16 protein-coding genes are annotated in these 16,057 nt (G+C 71.6%); 10 read left to right on the forward strand and 6 right to left on the reverse strand.

From position 1 onward, the window contains the following. Positions 1-4: 4 nt before the first annotated feature. A complete protein-coding gene (gene mmpB / locus ACH41F_RS36135) occupies positions 5-133 on the reverse strand; it encodes a morphogenic membrane protein MmpB (protein ID WP_391234807.1) in 129 nt (42 codons plus the stop codon). A gap of 132 nt (positions 134-265) precedes the next feature. Here mmpB and ACH41F_RS36140 point away from each other — a divergent pair, with 132 nt between their 5' ends. Then, a complete protein-coding gene (locus ACH41F_RS36140; protein ID WP_398839324.1) occupies positions 266-1,354 on the forward strand; it encodes an SGNH/GDSL hydrolase family protein in 1,089 nt (362 codons plus the stop codon). 119 nt (positions 1,355-1,473) lie between these two features. Here ACH41F_RS36140 and ACH41F_RS36145 read toward each other — a convergent pair whose 3' ends face one another. Beyond that, a complete protein-coding gene (locus tag ACH41F_RS36145; protein WP_391234811.1) occupies positions 1,474-1,683 on the reverse strand; it encodes an acyl-CoA carboxylase epsilon subunit in 210 nt (69 codons plus the stop codon). Between the two features lie 8 nt (positions 1,684-1,691). Beyond that, the gene (locus ACH41F_RS36150; RefSeq protein ID WP_391234813.1) at positions 1,692-3,287 is read right to left on the reverse strand and encodes a carboxyl transferase domain-containing protein; all 1,596 of its coding nucleotides are present in this window, start codon (positions 3,285-3,287) and stop codon (positions 1,692-1,694) included. A 112-nt stretch (positions 3,288-3,399) separates the two neighbouring features. Here ACH41F_RS36150 and ACH41F_RS36155 point away from each other — a divergent pair, with 112 nt between their 5' ends. Together ACH41F_RS36155 and ACH41F_RS36160 are read left to right on the forward strand one after the other, a co-directional pair. Continuing rightward, positions 3,400-4,269 carry a biotin--[acetyl-CoA-carboxylase] ligase gene (locus ACH41F_RS36155; RefSeq protein WP_391234815.1) on the forward strand — a complete coding sequence of 290 codons (870 nt, stop codon included), beginning with the start codon at positions 3,400-3,402 and terminating at the stop codon, positions 4,267-4,269. Between the two features lie 119 nt (positions 4,270-4,388). Beyond that, positions 4,389-5,504, forward strand: coding sequence for an adenylate/guanylate cyclase domain-containing protein (locus ACH41F_RS36160; RefSeq protein WP_391234817.1), 1,116 nt, complete (start codon positions 4,389-4,391; stop codon positions 5,502-5,504). Positions 5,505-5,542: 38 nt separating this feature from the next. Here ACH41F_RS36160 and ACH41F_RS36165 read toward each other — a convergent pair whose 3' ends face one another. Beyond that, entirely contained in the window at positions 5,543-6,193 is a 651-nt protein-coding gene (locus ACH41F_RS36165) for a hypothetical protein (protein WP_398839327.1), read from the reverse strand. Positions 6,194-6,407: 214 nt separating this feature from the next. On the opposite strand from ACH41F_RS36165, the gene ACH41F_RS36170 reads away from it, so the two are divergent. The 3 genes from ACH41F_RS36170 (at position 6,408) to hutH (ending at position 10,264) form a co-directional block, all read left to right on the forward strand. Then, the gene (locus tag ACH41F_RS36170) at positions 6,408-7,202 is read left to right on the forward strand and encodes an enoyl-CoA hydratase/isomerase family protein (RefSeq protein ID WP_398839329.1); all 795 of its coding nucleotides are present in this window, start codon (positions 6,408-6,410) and stop codon (positions 7,200-7,202) included. A gap of 275 nt (positions 7,203-7,477) precedes the next feature. Then, positions 7,478-8,626 carry a diguanylate cyclase domain-containing protein gene (locus tag ACH41F_RS36175; protein WP_391234823.1) on the forward strand — a complete coding sequence of 383 codons (1,149 nt, stop codon included), beginning with the start codon at positions 7,478-7,480 and terminating at the stop codon, positions 8,624-8,626. Between the two features lie 99 nt (positions 8,627-8,725). After that, a complete protein-coding gene (hutH, locus tag ACH41F_RS36180) occupies positions 8,726-10,264 on the forward strand; it encodes a histidine ammonia-lyase (RefSeq protein WP_398839429.1) in 1,539 nt (512 codons plus the stop codon). Between the two features lie 151 nt (positions 10,265-10,415). On the opposite strand, the gene ACH41F_RS36185 is transcribed toward hutH, so the two are convergent. Then, entirely contained in the window at positions 10,416-11,177 is a 762-nt protein-coding gene (locus ACH41F_RS36185; RefSeq protein ID WP_391234825.1) for a hypothetical protein, read from the reverse strand. 84 nt (positions 11,178-11,261) lie between these two features. Further along, on the reverse strand, positions 11,262-11,552 hold the full coding sequence (locus ACH41F_RS36190; RefSeq protein ID WP_391234827.1) for an LAETG motif-containing sortase-dependent surface protein: 291 nt from the start codon (positions 11,550-11,552) through the stop codon (positions 11,262-11,264). 109 nt (positions 11,553-11,661) lie between these two features. On the opposite strand from ACH41F_RS36190, the gene ACH41F_RS36195 reads away from it, so the two are divergent. The 4 genes from ACH41F_RS36195 (at position 11,662) to ACH41F_RS36210 (ending at position 15,933) form a co-directional block, all read left to right on the forward strand. Continuing rightward, positions 11,662-12,012, forward strand: a complete 351-nt coding sequence (locus tag ACH41F_RS36195) for a hypothetical protein (protein ID WP_391234829.1) — start codon at positions 11,662-11,664, stop codon at positions 12,010-12,012. Between the two features lie 205 nt (positions 12,013-12,217). Then, a complete protein-coding gene (locus tag ACH41F_RS36200; RefSeq protein ID WP_391234831.1) occupies positions 12,218-13,483 on the forward strand; it encodes an Ig-like domain-containing protein in 1,266 nt (421 codons plus the stop codon). A 144-nt stretch (positions 13,484-13,627) separates the two neighbouring features. Beyond that, the gene (locus tag ACH41F_RS36205; protein ID WP_398839332.1) at positions 13,628-15,103 is read left to right on the forward strand and encodes an ABC transporter permease; all 1,476 of its coding nucleotides are present in this window, start codon (positions 13,628-13,630) and stop codon (positions 15,101-15,103) included. A gap of 146 nt (positions 15,104-15,249) precedes the next feature. After that, entirely contained in the window at positions 15,250-15,933 is a 684-nt protein-coding gene (locus ACH41F_RS36210; RefSeq protein WP_391234834.1) for an ATP-binding cassette domain-containing protein, read from the forward strand. The last annotated feature ends 124 nt before the right edge of the window (positions 15,934-16,057 follow it).

Below are 16,057 nucleotides of genomic sequence, written 5' to 3' on the forward strand. Positions count from 1 at the left end.
TCCGTCAGCCGAGGCCGAGCACGATCATCGCGAGCACCATGGCCAACGCCAGGAAGAACCCCAGTCTGCGCAACATCTCCTGCATCTCGCGCAGTTCCTCGGGCGGTTCGTTCTCGGGGTCGGACCACAGCATTCCTCCAGCGTGCGTCGAGGGCTCGGGGGGGCGCCTGAGTACGCGTACTCAACTTCGCCAAAAGGGTCTGGAGTTCCGTTAGTCTGTCTGCTGTTAAAGGAACCCTGGTCCCATTTGGAAGGGCGTGCTGCCATGTTCACCACCGTCTGGACCGCGTCACCGCAGGCACCGAGCGAGGGATTCACGCCCAACTGGTCGCGGGAGGGCTTCTGGCGGCAGTCGGTGCGGCAGGTCGTGCGGCTGAGCGGGGCCGGGGAGCGGGTGCGGATCCGGCTGTCCAACGCGTACGGCACGTCGCCGGTGCGGGTCGCGGGGGCCGGCGTCGAGGGCCGGCGGGTGACCTTCGCGGGCCGCCCCGCGGTCGAGATGCCCGCGCGGGGCGAGGTCGTCAGCGACGCCGTCCCGCTCACCGTCGCGGCCGGGCAGTCGCTGACCGTCACCCTGTACTTCGACGCGGCGACCGGGCCCGCCACCTTCCACGCGCAGGCCTTCACCACCAGCCACCGCGGCCAGGGCGACCTGCTGGCGGACGGGAGCGGGGAGGGCTTCGACGCGGTCAGCGAGTCCTGGTACTTCCTGAGCGCGGTCGAGACCGACGGCGGCCGCCGCGACGGGATCGCGCTCTTCGGGGACTCCCTCACCGACGGGTTCGGCTCCACGCCGGGCGCGGACCGCCGGTGGTCCGACGCGCTGGCCCGGCTCACCGGACGGCCCGTGCTGAACGCCGGGATCGGCGGGAACCTGCTGCTCAACGACTCCGCGTGGTACGGGGAGAGAGGCGTCGGACGCTTCGGGCGGGACGTGCTCGGCCAGGCCGGGGTGGACACGGTCGTCGTGCTGCTCGGGCTCAACGACATCGGGTTCAGCGAGACGGACGAGCAGCCGACGTACAAGCCCGCGCCGGTGGTGGAGGCCGGGGAACTGATTGCCGGGTACCGGGAGTTGATACGGCAGGCGGGCGACCTGAGGACCGTCGGCGCCACCTTGCTGCCGTTCGGCGGCTCGGACCACTGGGGCGAGCACGCGGCCGTGGTGAGCCGTGAGGTGAACGAGTGGATCAGGGGCGCGGGGGAGTTCGACGCGGTGGTGGACCTGCACCGGGTGATGGCCGATCCGGCGGACCCGGACCGGCTGCACCCGGCGTACGACTCCGGTGATCACCTGCACCCCGACGACAAGGGGTACGCGGTGATGGCGGAGGCCGTGACACGCGTTCTCTGACCGCGGGGGCGCGGGGCCGGTCGCGTCGCGCGGACTGCGGGGCGCGGGGCCGGTCGCGCCGGGCTGCGGGGCGCGGGGGCCGGTCGCGTGGCTCCCCGCGCCCCCGTGAGGCGCTCCGGCTAGCTCGGCCAGTAGCTGCGAGCCCAGGTGCCCGGCCCCGGCTGGGGCAGCCTGCGGGTCGCGATGCGGGACGGGTCCGACCACCCGTCCCGCTGTTCGGGGGCGCCGGACGGCAGGTCCGCTGCCGCCGCGGCGCGGGCCCTGACCACCGCCAGGGCGGCGGCCAGCTCCTCCGGGGTCGGGTTGCCACGGACCACCTTGATGTTCATGACGGCTCCTAGAGGGGGATGTTGCCGTGCTTCTTCGGGGGCAGGGACTCCCGCTTGGTCCGCAGCTGGCGCAGACCGCGGACGACCTGGCGGCGCGTGTCGGACGGCATGATCACCGCGTCCACGTAACCGCGCTCGGCCGCGACGTAGGGGTTGAGGAGGGCGTCCTCGTACTCCTGGATCAGCCGGGCGCGCACCGCCTCCAGATCCTCCCCGTTCGCCTCCGCCTCGGCGATGGTGCGCCGGTGCAGGATGTTGACCGCGCCCTGGGCGCCCATGACGGCGATCTGGGCGGTCGGCCAGGCCAGGTTGAGGTCGGCGCCCAGGTGCTTGGAGCCCATGACGTCGTAGGCCCCGCCGAAGGCCTTGCGGGTGATGACGGTGATCAGCGGGACCGTCGCCTCCGCGTAGGCGTAGATCAGCTTGGCGCCGCGGCGGATGATGCCGTCGTGCTCCTGGTCCACGCCCGGGAGGAACCCGGGCACGTCCACGAAGGTGATGACCGGGATGTTGAAGGCGTCGCAGGTGCGCACGAAGCGCGCCGCCTTCTCGGACGCGGTGATGTCGAGGCAACCGGCGAACTGCATCGGCTGGTTGGCGACGATGCCGACCGGGGCGCCCTCCACGCGGCCGAAGCCGGTGAGGATGTTCGGCGCGAACAGCGGCTGCGTCTCGAAGAACTCGGCGTCGTCCAGGACGTGCTCGATCACCGTGTGCATGTCGTACGGCTGGTTCGCGCTGTCCGGGACGAGCGTGTCCAGCTCGCGGTCCTCGTCGGTGAGGTCGAGGTCCGCCTCCTCCGGGAACACCGGCGCCTCGGAGAGGTTGTTGGACGGCAGGTACGACAGCAGCTGCTTGACGTACTCGATGGCGTCCTTCTCGTCCCCGGCCATGTGGTGCGCCACGCCGGACACCGAGTTGTGGGTGCGGGCGCCGCCCAGTTCCTCGAAGCCGACGTCCTCACCGGTGACCGTCTTGATGACGTCCGGGCCGGTGATGAACATGTGCGAGGTCTGGTCGACCATCACCGTGAAGTCGGTGATGGCGGGGGAGTACACGGCGCCGCCCGCGCACGGCCCGACGACCAGGCTGATCTGCGGGATGACCCCGGACGCATGGGTGTTGCGGCGGAAGATCTCGCCGTACGCGCCGAGGGAGGCGACCCCCTCCTGGATGCGGGCGCCGCCGGAGTCGTTGATGCCGATGACCGGGCAGCCGGTCTTCAGCGCGAAGTCCATGACCTTGACGATCTTCTGGCCGTAGACCTCGCCCAGCGCCCCGCCGAAGACGGTGAAGTCCTGCGAGAACACGGCGACGGGGCGGCCGTCCACCGTGCCGTACCCGGTGACGACCCCGTCGCCGTACGGGCGGTTGCTCTCCAGGCCGAAGTTGGTGGAGCGGTGCCGGGCGAACTCGTCCAACTCCACGAAGGAACCCTCGTCGAGGAGCAGCTCGATCCGCTCACGGGCCGTCAACTTGCCCTTGGCGTGCTGCTTCTCCACAGCACGTTCGGAGCCGGCGTGCGTCGCCTCCTGGACGCGGCGCTGGAGATCCGCGAGCTTGCCCGCGGTGGTGTGGATGTCGATCTCTTCCGGCTCGGACATCGTCGCTCTCGGCTCCCTGCCTGCTCAAAAGGGGGGACGGTTACTCATCCGTAGAGTAGTGCTGGCGCTACCGATCAGCAGTGCGGCGTTTCACACACCTAGGGTGGCTTGCATGACGCCGCGAGATGCCTCAGACGACAGCCGCTGGTCCGACCTCGACCGTCCGCCCCTCAACGGCACCGCGCTGCGCCGCGGACTCGTGCGGGACGGCGGGCACGCCGGCCTGTACTGCGACGTGGAGGTCGTGCCGCGCACCGGCTCCACCAACAACGACCTGGTCGCGCTCGCCGCCAAGGGCGAGGCCGACGAGGGCGCGGTCCTCGTCGCCGAGGAGCAGACCGCCGGGCGGGGCCGTCTGGACCGGCAGTGGACGGCACCGGCCCGCTCGGGCCTGTTCTTCTCCGTCCTGCTCAAGCCCGCCGAGGTGCCGGTCGCCCGCTGGGGCTGGCTGCCGCTGCTGACCGGCGTGGCCGTCGCGACCGGCCTGTCCCGCGCCGCGGGCATCGACACGGCACTCAAGTGGCCCAACGACCTGCTGATCACCGTCGACGGCGAGGAACGCAAGGCCGGCGGCATCCTCGCCGAGCGCGCGGGCCGGGACGGGGTCGTGGTCGGCGTCGGCATCAACGTCAGCCTCCGCGCGGACGAACTGCCCGTCCCGCAGGCGGGCTCGCTGCTGCTGGCCGGCGCGATCACCACGGACCGGGACCCGCTGCTGCGGGCGGTCCTGCGGTCCCTGGAGGAGTGGTACGGCCGCTGGCGCGCGGCGGGCGGCGACCCGGCGGCGAGCGGCCTCCAGGAGACGTACGCGGCGGGCTGCGCGACGCTGGGACGAACGGTACGGGCCGAGCTTCCGGGTGATCGGTCGATCACCGGGGAGGCGGTCGCGGTGGACGGCGACGGCCGCCTGGTGATCGCCACCGAGGAGGGCGTGCAGGAACCGGTGGGGGCGGGGGACATCGTCCATCTGCGCCCGGCGTGATCCGCGCCCGCCCGGGGGTACCCCCACTCTCCGCCCCGAGCGGAGTGAGCTACGGCACACCTGCCGTAAAGTGAAGGCCGGTCGATACCTGACCGTGACAGATCGGAAGGGCAGCAGGCGTGACCGTCGACGACACGGGTTCCGGCGCGGACTCGAACGCCGCCGCCAGCGGAGACGATCCGCACCCGCTGGCCGTGCGTCTGGAGGCGCTGATCCTCGGCGCCGAGCGGCGCTACACGCCCTTCCAGGCGGCCCGTACCGCCGGTGTCTCGATGGAGCTGGCCACCCGTTTCTGGCGGGCCATGGGCTTCGCGGACGTCGGACAGGCCAGGGCCTTCACCGAGGCGGACGTACTCGCGCTGCGGCGCCTGGCCGGTCTGGTCGAGGCGGGGCTGTTGAGCGAGGCGATGGCCGTGCAGGTGGCCAGGTCGACCGGGCAGACGACCGCCCGGCTCGCCGAGTGGCAGATCGACTCCTTCCTGGAAGGGCTGACCGAGCCGCCCGAGCCCGGCATGACCCGTACCGAGGTGACGTACCCGATCATCGAGCTGCTCCTGCCCGAGCTGGAGGAGTTCCTCGTCTACGTCTGGCGCCGGCAGCTCGCCGCCTCCGCGGGGCGGGTCGTGCAGGCCGCCGACGACGACGAGATGGTGGACCGGCGGCTCGCCGTCGGCTTCGCCGACCTCGTCGGGTTCACCCGGCTCACCCGGCGGATGGAGGAGGAGGAACTCGGCGAACTCGTCGAGGCCTTCGAGACCACCGCCGCCGACCTGGTCGCCGCGAACGGCGGCCGGCTCATCAAGACCCTCGGCGACGAGGTGCTCTACGCCGCCGACGACGCGGGCGTCGCCGCGGAGATCGCGCTGCGGCTCATCGAGACCATGGCGAACGACGAGACCATGCCGGAGCTGCGCGTCGGCATCGCCTTCGGCACGGTGACCACCCGTATGGGCGATGTCTTCGGTACGACGGTGAACCTCGCCTCCCGGCTGACCTCGATAGCTCCCCGCGACGCCGTCCTCGTCGACGCCGCCTTCGCCGAGGAGCTGATCCGCACCACCGAGGCCCCCGCCTCCGAGGCGGCCGCCGCCGAGGCCGCGGCCACCGCCGAGAAGGAGGGCGAGGAGCCGCCGGTGTACCGCTTCGCGCTCCAGCCGATGTGGCAGCGCCCGGTGCGCGGCCTCGGCGTGGTCGAGCCGTGGCTGCTGACCCGGCGGGGTGGCGGTCCGGCGTAGCGGCAGGGCGGGCGGGCCCGAGGGGGCTGGGGCGGTGTTCAGCGGCCCAGCGGGCCCACGCACAGGCCGATGACGGGGACGCATACGCCGGCGGGCTGCTGTGGCGCGGGGGGCGGGGTGTTCTGCGGTGGGGTCGGCGCGGGGGTCGGCTGAGGGGCCGGAGGGCTCGGGGCCGGGGCGGGGGGTGTGGTCGTGGGTGCCGGGGTGTTCGGGGCGTCGGGGAGGGTCGTGGCCAGGGCCGGCGGGGCGTCCGCCGGCGCCGGGGTCCAGGTCGTCGCGGACGGCAGCGGTACGACGATGCCGGCCGCTGTCGGGGCCGCGCTCACCCCGCCCAGCGCGGCCGTCTCCGACGGGCCCGGCGTCGGGGCCGAGCCGACGGTCGCGGCGGCGTTGGTCGCCCGCTCCGGCCCGGTGTCCGGGTCGTCGAGGCGGGGCTCGGCCTCCGTGCCGCCGATGCCGAGACCACCGCCGAGTCCGGGCTCGGACGCCAGCCGTACGAGGCTCAGGGCTCCGGCGGCCAGCGCGAGTCCGCCGGCGGCCAGCAGGACTTTGCGCGGGCGGGGGCGACGGTGCCGGCCACGCGGGAGGCGAGGACCGAAGAGGCGGATCGGCACGGCCTCGGGACCTTCCGCCGGGTCGACTGTCTCCGGTCTCGCCTGTCTCGTCGGTGTGTCCGTCGTCATCGTCATCGCGATCCTCCCCGTGCGCTCGCGCCCCCGCGCGCTGCGGCGAGCGCACGCTATGCGCTCCCTTGAGGGAGGGGGCCCGGATCAGGCGGGATGTCACTCGAACGGGGTGCCGGGCGGGGCGCGGGAAGCGTGCGGCGGTCCGCTCTTTCGCCGCGCGGTCCCGGCTGCGATGATCGGGGCGGACGTTGTTAACCCGCGTTAACCGGAGGGTGTCATGAGCGAGGAACGGTTCGGGGAGTTCGTGCTGGTGCGGCGGCACGGACACGTCGCGGAACTCGCCCTCGACCGGCCGAAGGCCATGAACGCCGTGTCCACGGAGATGGCCCGCTCGCTGGGCGCCGCGTGCACGGCGCTGGGGGGCGACAAGGACGCACGGGTCGTGGTGCTGACGTCGACGCACGAGCGGGCGTTCTGCGTCGGGGCGGACCTGAAGGAGCGGAACTCCTTCACCGACGCGGACCTGGTGCGGCAGCGACCGGTGGCGCGGGGGGCGTACACCGGCGTGCTGGAGCTGCCGGTCCCGACGATCGCCGCGGTGCACGGCTTCGCGCTGGGCGGTGGCTTCGAGCTGGCCCTGTCCTGCGATGTGATCGTGGCCGACGCCACGGCCGTGGTGGGGCTGCCCGAGGTGTCGGTCGGGGTGATCCCGGGCGGCGGCGGCACGCAGCTGCTGCCGCGCCGGGTGGGGGCCGCCCGCGCGGCGGAGCTCGTCTTCACGGCTCGGCGGGTGGAGGCGGGCGAGGCCCGGGAGCTGGGGCTCGTGGACGTGCTCGTCGAGGAGGGGCGGGACCGGGAGGAGGCGCTGGCGCTGGGAGCGCGGATGGCCGCGAACTCGCCGGTCGGCCTGCGGGCAGCGAAGAAGGCGCTGCGGCTGGGACACGGGCTGGACCTGAGGGCGGGACTCGAGGTCGAGGACGCGGCGTGGAGGTCGGTGGCGTTCTCGGGCGACCGCGCGGAGGGGGTGCGGGCGTTCAACGAGAAGAGGGCGCCTGAGTGGCCGGGGGAGTAGCGAGGGGCTTGGGGCGGTGCGGTGCGGTGCGCCCGCGGGGCGCACCGGTCTGTGGCTGCGGGGTGCCGTCCCGGCAGGGGCTGAGGGGTTCGGGGGCTGACCCCGCCTGGGCCTGAGGGGTGTGGGAAGCCGACCCGGCGGGGCCTGAGCGCGTCAGGAATGGCCCCCACCGCCCTCAGTCCCCCGGCGCCCCGCGCTATCCCGTCGCCCCCCGCCCCACACCTGTTCGGCGCATCAATGTCCCTGTTCGTCCCAAACCTCCCTAGCCTGGGGTGATGGGTGAGGACAAGCGGCTCGCGGCCGTCGTCGCGTTGGCGCAGGGGATGGCGGCGGCCCACGGGTCGCGTGAGGCGTGGCGGGCCGCTGCGACCGGTGCGTGCCGGGCCCTGGGCGGGAGCTTCGCCGCGCTGTCCGTGTGGGAGCGCGAGCTGGGGCGGCTGCGGGTCCTCGTCAACGTGGGGGAGCGGGCGCCCGACGAGGAGGAGTACCCCGATGCGGAGGCCTACCCCGTCCATCAGTTCCCGGAGATCACCGAGTTCCTGCACGAGCGGTGGGCCGGGGGCGGCGAGCCCAACGCGTGGGTGGAGACGGCGGAGGGTCCGGCCGCGGGACGCCGGCCCGGGTATGTCCACCAGCGCGTCGCGGCCCTGCGCAGGAGGGGCCGGGGGTGTTGTGTGGTCGCGCCGATCGTGCTCAACGGGCGGGCCTGGGGCGAGCTCTACGTCGCCCGCCCCGCCGGTCACCCCGTCTTCGGCCGCGCCGACGCCGACTTCGCCACCGTCCTCGCCTCCGTCGTCGCCGCCGGGATCGCCCAGACCGAGCGGCTGGAGGAGGCCCGGCGGCTGGCGTTCACCGACGCCCTCACCGGTCTCGCCAATCGCCGGGCCGTGGACGTACGCCTTGACGAGGCGGTCGAGCGGCACAAGCGGGAGGGGGTGGTGGTCAGCCTCGTCGTCTGCGATCTGAACGGGCTCAAGCGGGTCAACGACACCCAGGGGCACGCCGTCGGCGACCGGCTGCTGGAACGGTTCGGCTCCGTGCTGTCCCTGTGCGGCGCGATGCTGCCCGGCGCGCTCGCCGCCCGGCTCGGGGGCGACGAGTTCTGTCTGCTCGCCGTCGGGCCGGGCTCCGACGAGGTCGTCAAGGCCGCCGACGAACTCTGCCGCAGGGCCGCGGAGTTGGAGCTGGGGGATGGGGTGGCCTGCGGGGTCGCCTCCACCGAGGACCCCATCGGCCCGGTCCGCTCCGCCCGCCGGCTCTTCCGGCTCGCGGACGCCGCCCAGTACCGCGCCAAGGCGGTGCGCGCCGCCCATCCGGTCGTCGCCGGGCGGGAGGGACCGGACGACCCGGTCGTCCGGCTGGCCGACGCCCCCTCGGGCGAGGGGCACGCGGAGCGGCGCCGGTTCCGGGGGCGCCGGCTGTGACGTCGGCGAGGCCGTCGTGACGTACGGACGGGTAAGGGGTGAACCCGGAATCCACTCGTGACATCTTCGTCTTCAGTGCGTACGCTCCTGAATATGGATATGCACACTGTGGTGGTGGGGACGTCCGGGGTGACGGCGTCCGACGTTCTCGCCGTGGCGCGCGACGGCGCCCGGGTCGAACTCTCCGCCGAGGCGGTCGCGGCGCTGACCGCCGCGCGCGAGATCGTGGACGCGCTGGCCGCCAAGCCCGAACCCGTCTACGGCGTGAGCACCGGATTCGGCGCGCTGGCCACCCGGCACATCAGCCCCGAGCTCCGCGCCCAGTTGCAGCGCAACATCGTCCGCTCGCACGCCGCCGGCATGGGACCGCGCGTGGAGCGGGAGGTCGTACGGGCCCTGATGTTCCTGCGTCTGAAGACCGTCTGCTCCGGACACACCGGTGTCCGGCCCGAGGTCGCGCAGACCATGGCCGACGTCCTCAACGCCGGGATCACCCCGGTCGTCCACGAGTACGGCTCCCTCGGCTGCTCCGGCGACCTCGCCCCGCTGTCGCACTGCGCGCTGACCCTCATGGGCGAGGGCGACGCCGAGGGCCCGGACGGGGTCGTACGCCCCGCCGGTGAGCTGCTGGCCGCGCACGGCATCGCCCCCGTCGAACTGCGCGAGAAGGAGGGCCTCGCCCTCCTCAACGGCACCGACGGCATGCTCGGCATGCTGGTCATGGCCCTCGCCGACCTCGACACGCTCTACAAGTCCGCCGACATCACCGCCGCCCTCTCGCTGGAGGGCCTGCTCGGCACCGACAAGGTCCTCGCCCCCGAACTGCACGCCGTCCGCCCCCACCCCGGGCAGGCCGCCAGCGCCGCCAACATGCTGGCCGTTCTGAAGGGTTCGCAGCTCACCGGGCACCACCAGGACGACGCGCCGCGCGTCCAGGACGCCTACTCGGTGCGCTGCGCCCCCCAGGTCGCGGGCGCCGGACGGGACACCATGGCGCACGCCCGCCTGGTCGCCGAGCGCGAACTGGCCTCCGCGGTCGACAATCCGATCGTGCTGCCCGACGGGCGCGTGGAGTCCAACGGCAACTTCCACGGCGCGCCCGTCGCCTACGTCCTGGACTTCCTCGCCATCGCCGCCGCCGACCTCGCCTCCATCGCCGAGCGCCGCACCGACCGGCTGCTCGACAAGAACCGCAGCCACGGGCTGCCGCCGTTCCTCGCGGACGACGCGGGCGTGGACTCGGGGCTGATGATCGCCCAGTACACGCAGGCCGCGCTGGTGAGCGAGATGAAGCGGCTCGCCGTACCGGCGTCGGCGGACTCCATCCCGTCCTCCGCCATGCAGGAGGACCACGTGTCCATGGGCTGGTCGGCGGCGCGCAAGCTGCGCACGGCCGTGGACAACCTCACCCGGGTCGTCGCTGTCGAGCTGTACGCCGCCACCCGCGCCGTCGAACTGCGCGAGGGCCTGGCCCCGGCACCCGCCTCGCAGGCCGTCATCGACGCCGTGCGCAAGGCGGGCGTCCAGGGCCCGGGTCCGGACCGGTTCCTCGCGCCCGATCTGGCCGCCGCGGACGCGTTCGTGCGCAGCGGGCAGCTGGTCGCGGCGGCGGAGACGGTGACCGGGCCGCTGCGCTGAGCCGCGCCGGAAGTGCCGGGACGGGTCGTGGTTCGCCCGCCGCGCCGTCGTGGCCGGCCGCGCGGTTCCCCGCGCCCCTTCAGGGCGTCGCCGAACCGTGGTCGACAAGGGCCCCTGTCGCTCGACAGGGGCCCTTCGGTCGTTCTCGTCGTTACTTGAGCTTCTTCGCCTGTGCGGTGACGACGGTGCCGTCGACCGTGTAGGGCTTCTGCGTCATCAGCGCGCCGAGGTTGAGCGTGTAGTACGTGGCGATGGTGTTGCCGTGGCGGACGACCTCGGCGTGGACCGTGCCGTTGCCCGTCTCCTTGTCCATCTCGCCCTCGGAGGCGAAGGCGACCGACTCGTCGCCGGTGCCCGAGCCCTTCTCCGCGGTGACCTTGGTGAGCTTCTGCTTCTCGCCCTCCGAGGTGACCGTGAAGCCGCCGGAGCAGCCCTTGACCGCGTCCGAGACCGACTTGAACGTCTTCTCGGCGCCGTCGCCCTCGTAGGACGACAGGCCCACGAGCGTGACGTTGAGGTTCATCGCGTCGGCGAGGGAGTCCTCGAACTCGCCCTCCGCCAGGTCCTCCAGGGACTTGGAGGCCGAGTCGGTCGGCGCCTTCTTCTCCTGCGTGAGGGTGACGGTGGTCTCCGCCGCCGCGTCACCGGGCGCCTGGGCCGACATGGCGTAGGCGAGCGGACGGCACTTCTCGTCGTCCGTGGTGACCTCGTCCTTGGTCTCCGGCGCGCCGACGGTCTTCTCGACCTTGTAGCCGTCCACATCGCCCTTGGCGAGGATCAGCTTCTGCAGTTCGGCCGCGGTGAGCGCCTTGGCGGCCGGAGCCGACGAACCGGCGTCGGATCCCTTGTCCTTGGAGTCGTCCGAACCGCTGTCGGAACAACCCGTGATGAGGGCGAGCGACAGGGCGCTCACGGAAAGTGTGGCGCCTATGCGGGCCCTCGATGATCTCTTCATGAGCGGACTATGAGGTTTTGGTCAAACGCGCGTCAAGTCGGCTCAAAAACCGAGACGTTCCCGGCGAACCGAATAGACGACGAAGCCGGCGCCGAGCACCAGACAGGCCGTGCCGCCGGCCACGTACGGAGTGGTGTCGAAGCTGCCGGTGTCGGCGAGCCGGGTCTCCTCGACGGAGGTCTCCGCGGTGCTGGTGGTGGCCCTGGCCTGCTGCGTGACCTGCGCTCTCGCCGGTTCCTCCTGCGAGGCGTTGGCAGAGGGGACGAACCACAGGGCACCCAGCAGGGTGCCCGCGGCGGTGGCGGTCAGCAACGGACGTCGAGCAGATGACACGGAATATCGATCCCCTTGTGGCGCTGGTGAATTGGCCGTGTGGGGCGATGTTAGTGAAAGGCGCGGGTCACGGGAAAGTCACGGGGGCGAAGAGCCGTACTCTCCGGACATGAGCACTCCAGAGACATCACGTTTTGTACGCCTTCGTGTGGAACTCGTCGTCGAGATCGACGACGAGGGGGCCCTGACGAAGGCCGCGTTGGAGCGGATCGCCGAGGATCCCGAGATGCCGGACGACGAGCAGACGCACGCCGAGAGCACTGTGACGGAAGACACCGCGGAGGCCCTCGCCTATCTCGTCGACCCGTTCGACCTGGTCAGCGAGGTGCCCGGGGTGGAGCTGGTGCAGGCCTCCTGGTCCAGCGAACAGATCGACTACGACCCGGATTCGCCGGAGTGGGACCTCGACGACGATGATGTGGACCAGGACGAGGACGAGGAATCGACGACAGTCGGCTGAGCGGTCTTGGGGAAAACGTGACCCCGGTCGGCAACCGCCGCCCGGGGTTCCGTCGTCTCAGGGGGCGCACGGACCGAGAGCCGCACCACCCGTCACTACGGACGTGGTGTGCCCCACACCTTCGATGAATGTGGAACGGGACGAACCGGCCGTAGCGTTGAAGTCTTGTTAACGGGGACTCTCAGTGGTCTGGGATTCGGCAACGATGGAGAAGCGTGTGATGACGGTCAGTAAGCGGCGCAGGGGCCTGACGGTCGCGTCCGCACTGCTCGGGGGTGTCCTGGTGCTCTCGGCCTGTTCCGGCGGCGACGGCGACGAGGCCTCCGGCGGCGGCAGCGACACCTCCCAGGCGAAGGCCGACGAGGCGGCTGCCAAGAAGGCGTCCGTGGCAGACATCAAGATCACGCCCAAGGACGGCTCGAACAACGCCTCCATCAACAACTCCGCCGCGGTCACCGTGAGCAAGGGCACGCTCACGGACGTCTCCATGACGACCGCCGACGGCACCGAGGTCGCGGGCGCGCTCTCCGCGGACAAGACCAGCTGGAAGCCGACCGCCCAGCTGGAGCGGTCGACCACCTACAAGGTGGCCGCCGAGGCCAAGGACTCCGAGGGCCGCGTCGCCCACGAGAACGCCTCGTTCACCACGGTCTCCCCGAGCAACAGCTTCATAGGCAACTTCACGCCGGAGGACGGATCCACCGTCGGCGTGGGCATGCCGGTGTCGATCAACTTCGACAAGGCCATCACCAACAAGGCGGCCGTCCAGAAGGGCATCACCGTCAACTCCTCCAGCGGCCAGGAGGTCGTCGGGCACTGGTTCAACGCCAACCGCCTCGACTTCCGCCCCGAGGACTACTGGACCGAGAACTCCACCGTCACGCTGAAGCTCGCGCTCGACGGTGTCGAGGGCGCGGACGGCGTCTACGGCGTCCAGCAGAAGACGGTCACCTTCAAGATCGGCCGCAACCAGGTCTCCATCGTCGACGCCAAGACCAAGCAGATGAAGGTCACGCACAACGGCAAGACGATCAAGACCATCCCGATCTCGGCCGGTTCGCCGGACAACAAGACCTACGAAGGCATCATGGTGATGTCCGAGAAGTTCAAAGAGACGCGGATGAACGGCACGACCGTCGGCTTCACCGACAACGACGGCAAGGCCGAGTACGACATCAAGGACGTCCCGCACGCCATCCGCCTCACCAACTCCGGCACCTTCGTGCACGGCAACTACTGGGGCGCGAAGTCCATCTTCGGCAGCGTGAACACCAGCCACGGCTGCGTCGGCCTCTCGGACACCAAGGGCGCCAACGACAAGGGCACCGCGGGCTACTGGTTCTACAACAACTCGATCGTCGGTGACGTCGTGGTCGTGCAGAACACCGGCGACAAGACGGTCGCCCCGGACAACGGCCTCAACGGCTGGAACCTGAGCTGGGCGGACTGGAAGGCCGGCTCGGCCATCTGATCCCTCCGTTCCAGGTCCCGTTCACAGCTTTCCGATGCCGCCCTCAGGGGCGGCATCGGTCTTTCCGGGCTCCGCCACAGCCTTCTCATCGATCTCTTATGCGCGGCTTATCCCGTCATCACACGCCGTCCCTAGCTTGCGGCCATGTTCTTCACCTACCTGAGGCGCGAACTGCGCCGCCGCAGAAAGGCGGCCCTCGTCGTCGCCTCCGGGCTCGCGCTCGGCATCGCGCTGGTCATCGTGGTCACCTCCGTGTCGGCCGGCATGAGCAAGGCCCAGGACACGGTCCTGGAGTCGCTCTACGGCCTCGGCACGGACATGACGGTCACCAAGGCCGCCCCCGCGCAGTCGGGCGACAACGCCCAGCAGCGCCCCCGTTTCCAATTCGACGCGCAGGACGGTGACTCCGACGCGGAACAGAGCAGCGACCTCGTCATGCCGCAGGGCTTCCAGACGCTGGCCTCCTCCACGGTGGCCGAGGTCGCCTCGCAGAAGGGCGTCTCGGAGGCGGTCGGCGGACTGAGCCTCCAAGTCATCAAGGTGGACGGGCAGTTCACCCGCGGCCGGTTCCAGCAGAACGAGGGTGGAGGCCAGCAGGGCGGTCCCGGGGGCAACGGCGGCGGCACCGGCGGGCCGCAGGGCGAAGTCCGGGGCGGCGGCGCCGACTTCGACGTCGACAACTACTCCGTCTACGGCACCGACGTCACGCGGTCGGACGCCGGCCCGCTCACTTCCTCCAGGATCACCAGCGGCCGTACCTTCACGTCGGCGGAGACGAACGCCGAGGTCGCCGTCGTCGACTCCGCCTACGCCAAGGAGAAGGAGCTCAAGGTCGGCTCCACGATCACCGTCAAGAAGGTCACGTTCAAGGTGATCGGCGTCGCGACCGCGGACAGCGGTGACGCGGCGGCCAACGTGTACATCCCGCTCCAGCAGGCGCAGACGATCAGCGACCAGAAGAACAAGGTCACCACGATCTACGTCAAGGCGACCGACTCCCAGCAGATCGACGCCGTCAAGTCGGCCGTCCAGAAGAACATCTCGGGCACGACCGTGACGACCTCCGCCGACCTCGCGGACACCGTCTCCGGCTCCCTGTCCACCGCCGCCGACCTCGCCACCAGCGTCGGCACATGGCTGTCCCTCGCGGTCCTGGTGGCCGCGTTCCTGGTCGCCGGTCTGCTGACCTCCTCGGCGGTCTCCCGCCGGGTGCGCGAGTTCGGCACGCTCAAGGCGCTCGGCTGGCGCTCGGGCCGGGTGACCCGGCAGGTCGTCGGCGAGGCGATGGTCAACGGGCTGCTGGGCGGCGCGCTGGGCATCGCGCTGGGGCTCGCAGGCGCGTACGCCGTGACCGCCGTCAGCCCCACCCTGCAAGCCCAGTTGGGCGGCTCGGCCGGCGGCGGCACGGGCGGCGGTCCCGGGGGCGGCGGCGGCTTCGGCGGCGGCCCGGGCCGGACGGCGTCCAAGACCCTGGAGGTCGCCCTGACGGCCCCGGTGAGCGTGACGACCGTGGCCGTCGCGGTGGGCCTCGCGGTGACGGGCGGCCTGATCGCGGGCGCCTTCGGCGGCTGGCGCGCGTCGAGGCTGCGCCCGGCGGACGCCTTGCGGCGCGTCGAGTAGCGGTCCGCCCTCGGCGGGCGGCACCCGCGACTCCCCAGGGGCGCGGGGCCGCATCGACATACGGCTCAGGGCGCGACCAGCCCCCACGGGCCCGCCGCCGACCACCGACACGCACCACCCCGAACCCCACCGAGGAGCCACCCACCATGTACGAACTCAGAAGCGTCACCAAGCGCTACACCCGAGGCAGGGAGACCGTCGACGCCCTCGTCGACATCGACCTCACCATCGCAGACGGCGACCGTCTCGTCATCCAGGGCCCCACCGGCGGCGGCAAGTCCACCCTCCTCCAGATGCTCGGCGGCCTGGACCGGCCCACGGCGGGCGAAGTCGTCCTGGACGGCACCGACCTGGCGAAACTCCCCGAGGCCAGACTCACCAGGGTCCGCAGCGAGAACATCGGCTTCGTCTTCCAGTCCTTCAACCTGATCCCCACGCTCACCGCACAGGAGAACGTGGAAACCGCCCTCGTCCCCCTCGGCATCAAGGTGCGCGAACGCCGCGAACGGGCTGCCGAGGCACTGAGGTCCGTAGGCCTCGGAGAACGCCTCGGACACCTTCCCGGCGAGATGTCCGGAGGCCAGCAGCAGCGCGTCGCCGTCGCCCGAGCCCTCGTCAAGAACCCCAAGGTGCTGCTCGCGGACGAACCCACCGGCAACCTCGACGAGTCGATGCGCGACGAGATCATGGACGTGCTCGACCGCATGTGGAAGGAGCTCGGGCTCACCTTCATCATGGTCACGCACGACTCGGCCCTCGCGAAGAAGGCCCCGCGGATCGCGACCATCCGCAAGGGACGGATGACGGTGAAGGAGAACGCGGGCGCGTGAACATGAGCAACACGTAACAGTGCCCCCTGTGGAGTTCCTGTCTCTTGAGGTGCCTGATCGCCCCCGGCATACTGCGGGTTCCGGGGGATGCACGCGCGAGTTGAGACCACCCCCGGCCGGGCGA

It is taken from the genome of Streptomyces sp. NPDC020489 (genome assembly GCF_044386545.1).
Classification (GTDB): Bacteria; Actinomycetota; Actinomycetes; order Streptomycetales; family Streptomycetaceae; genus Streptomyces.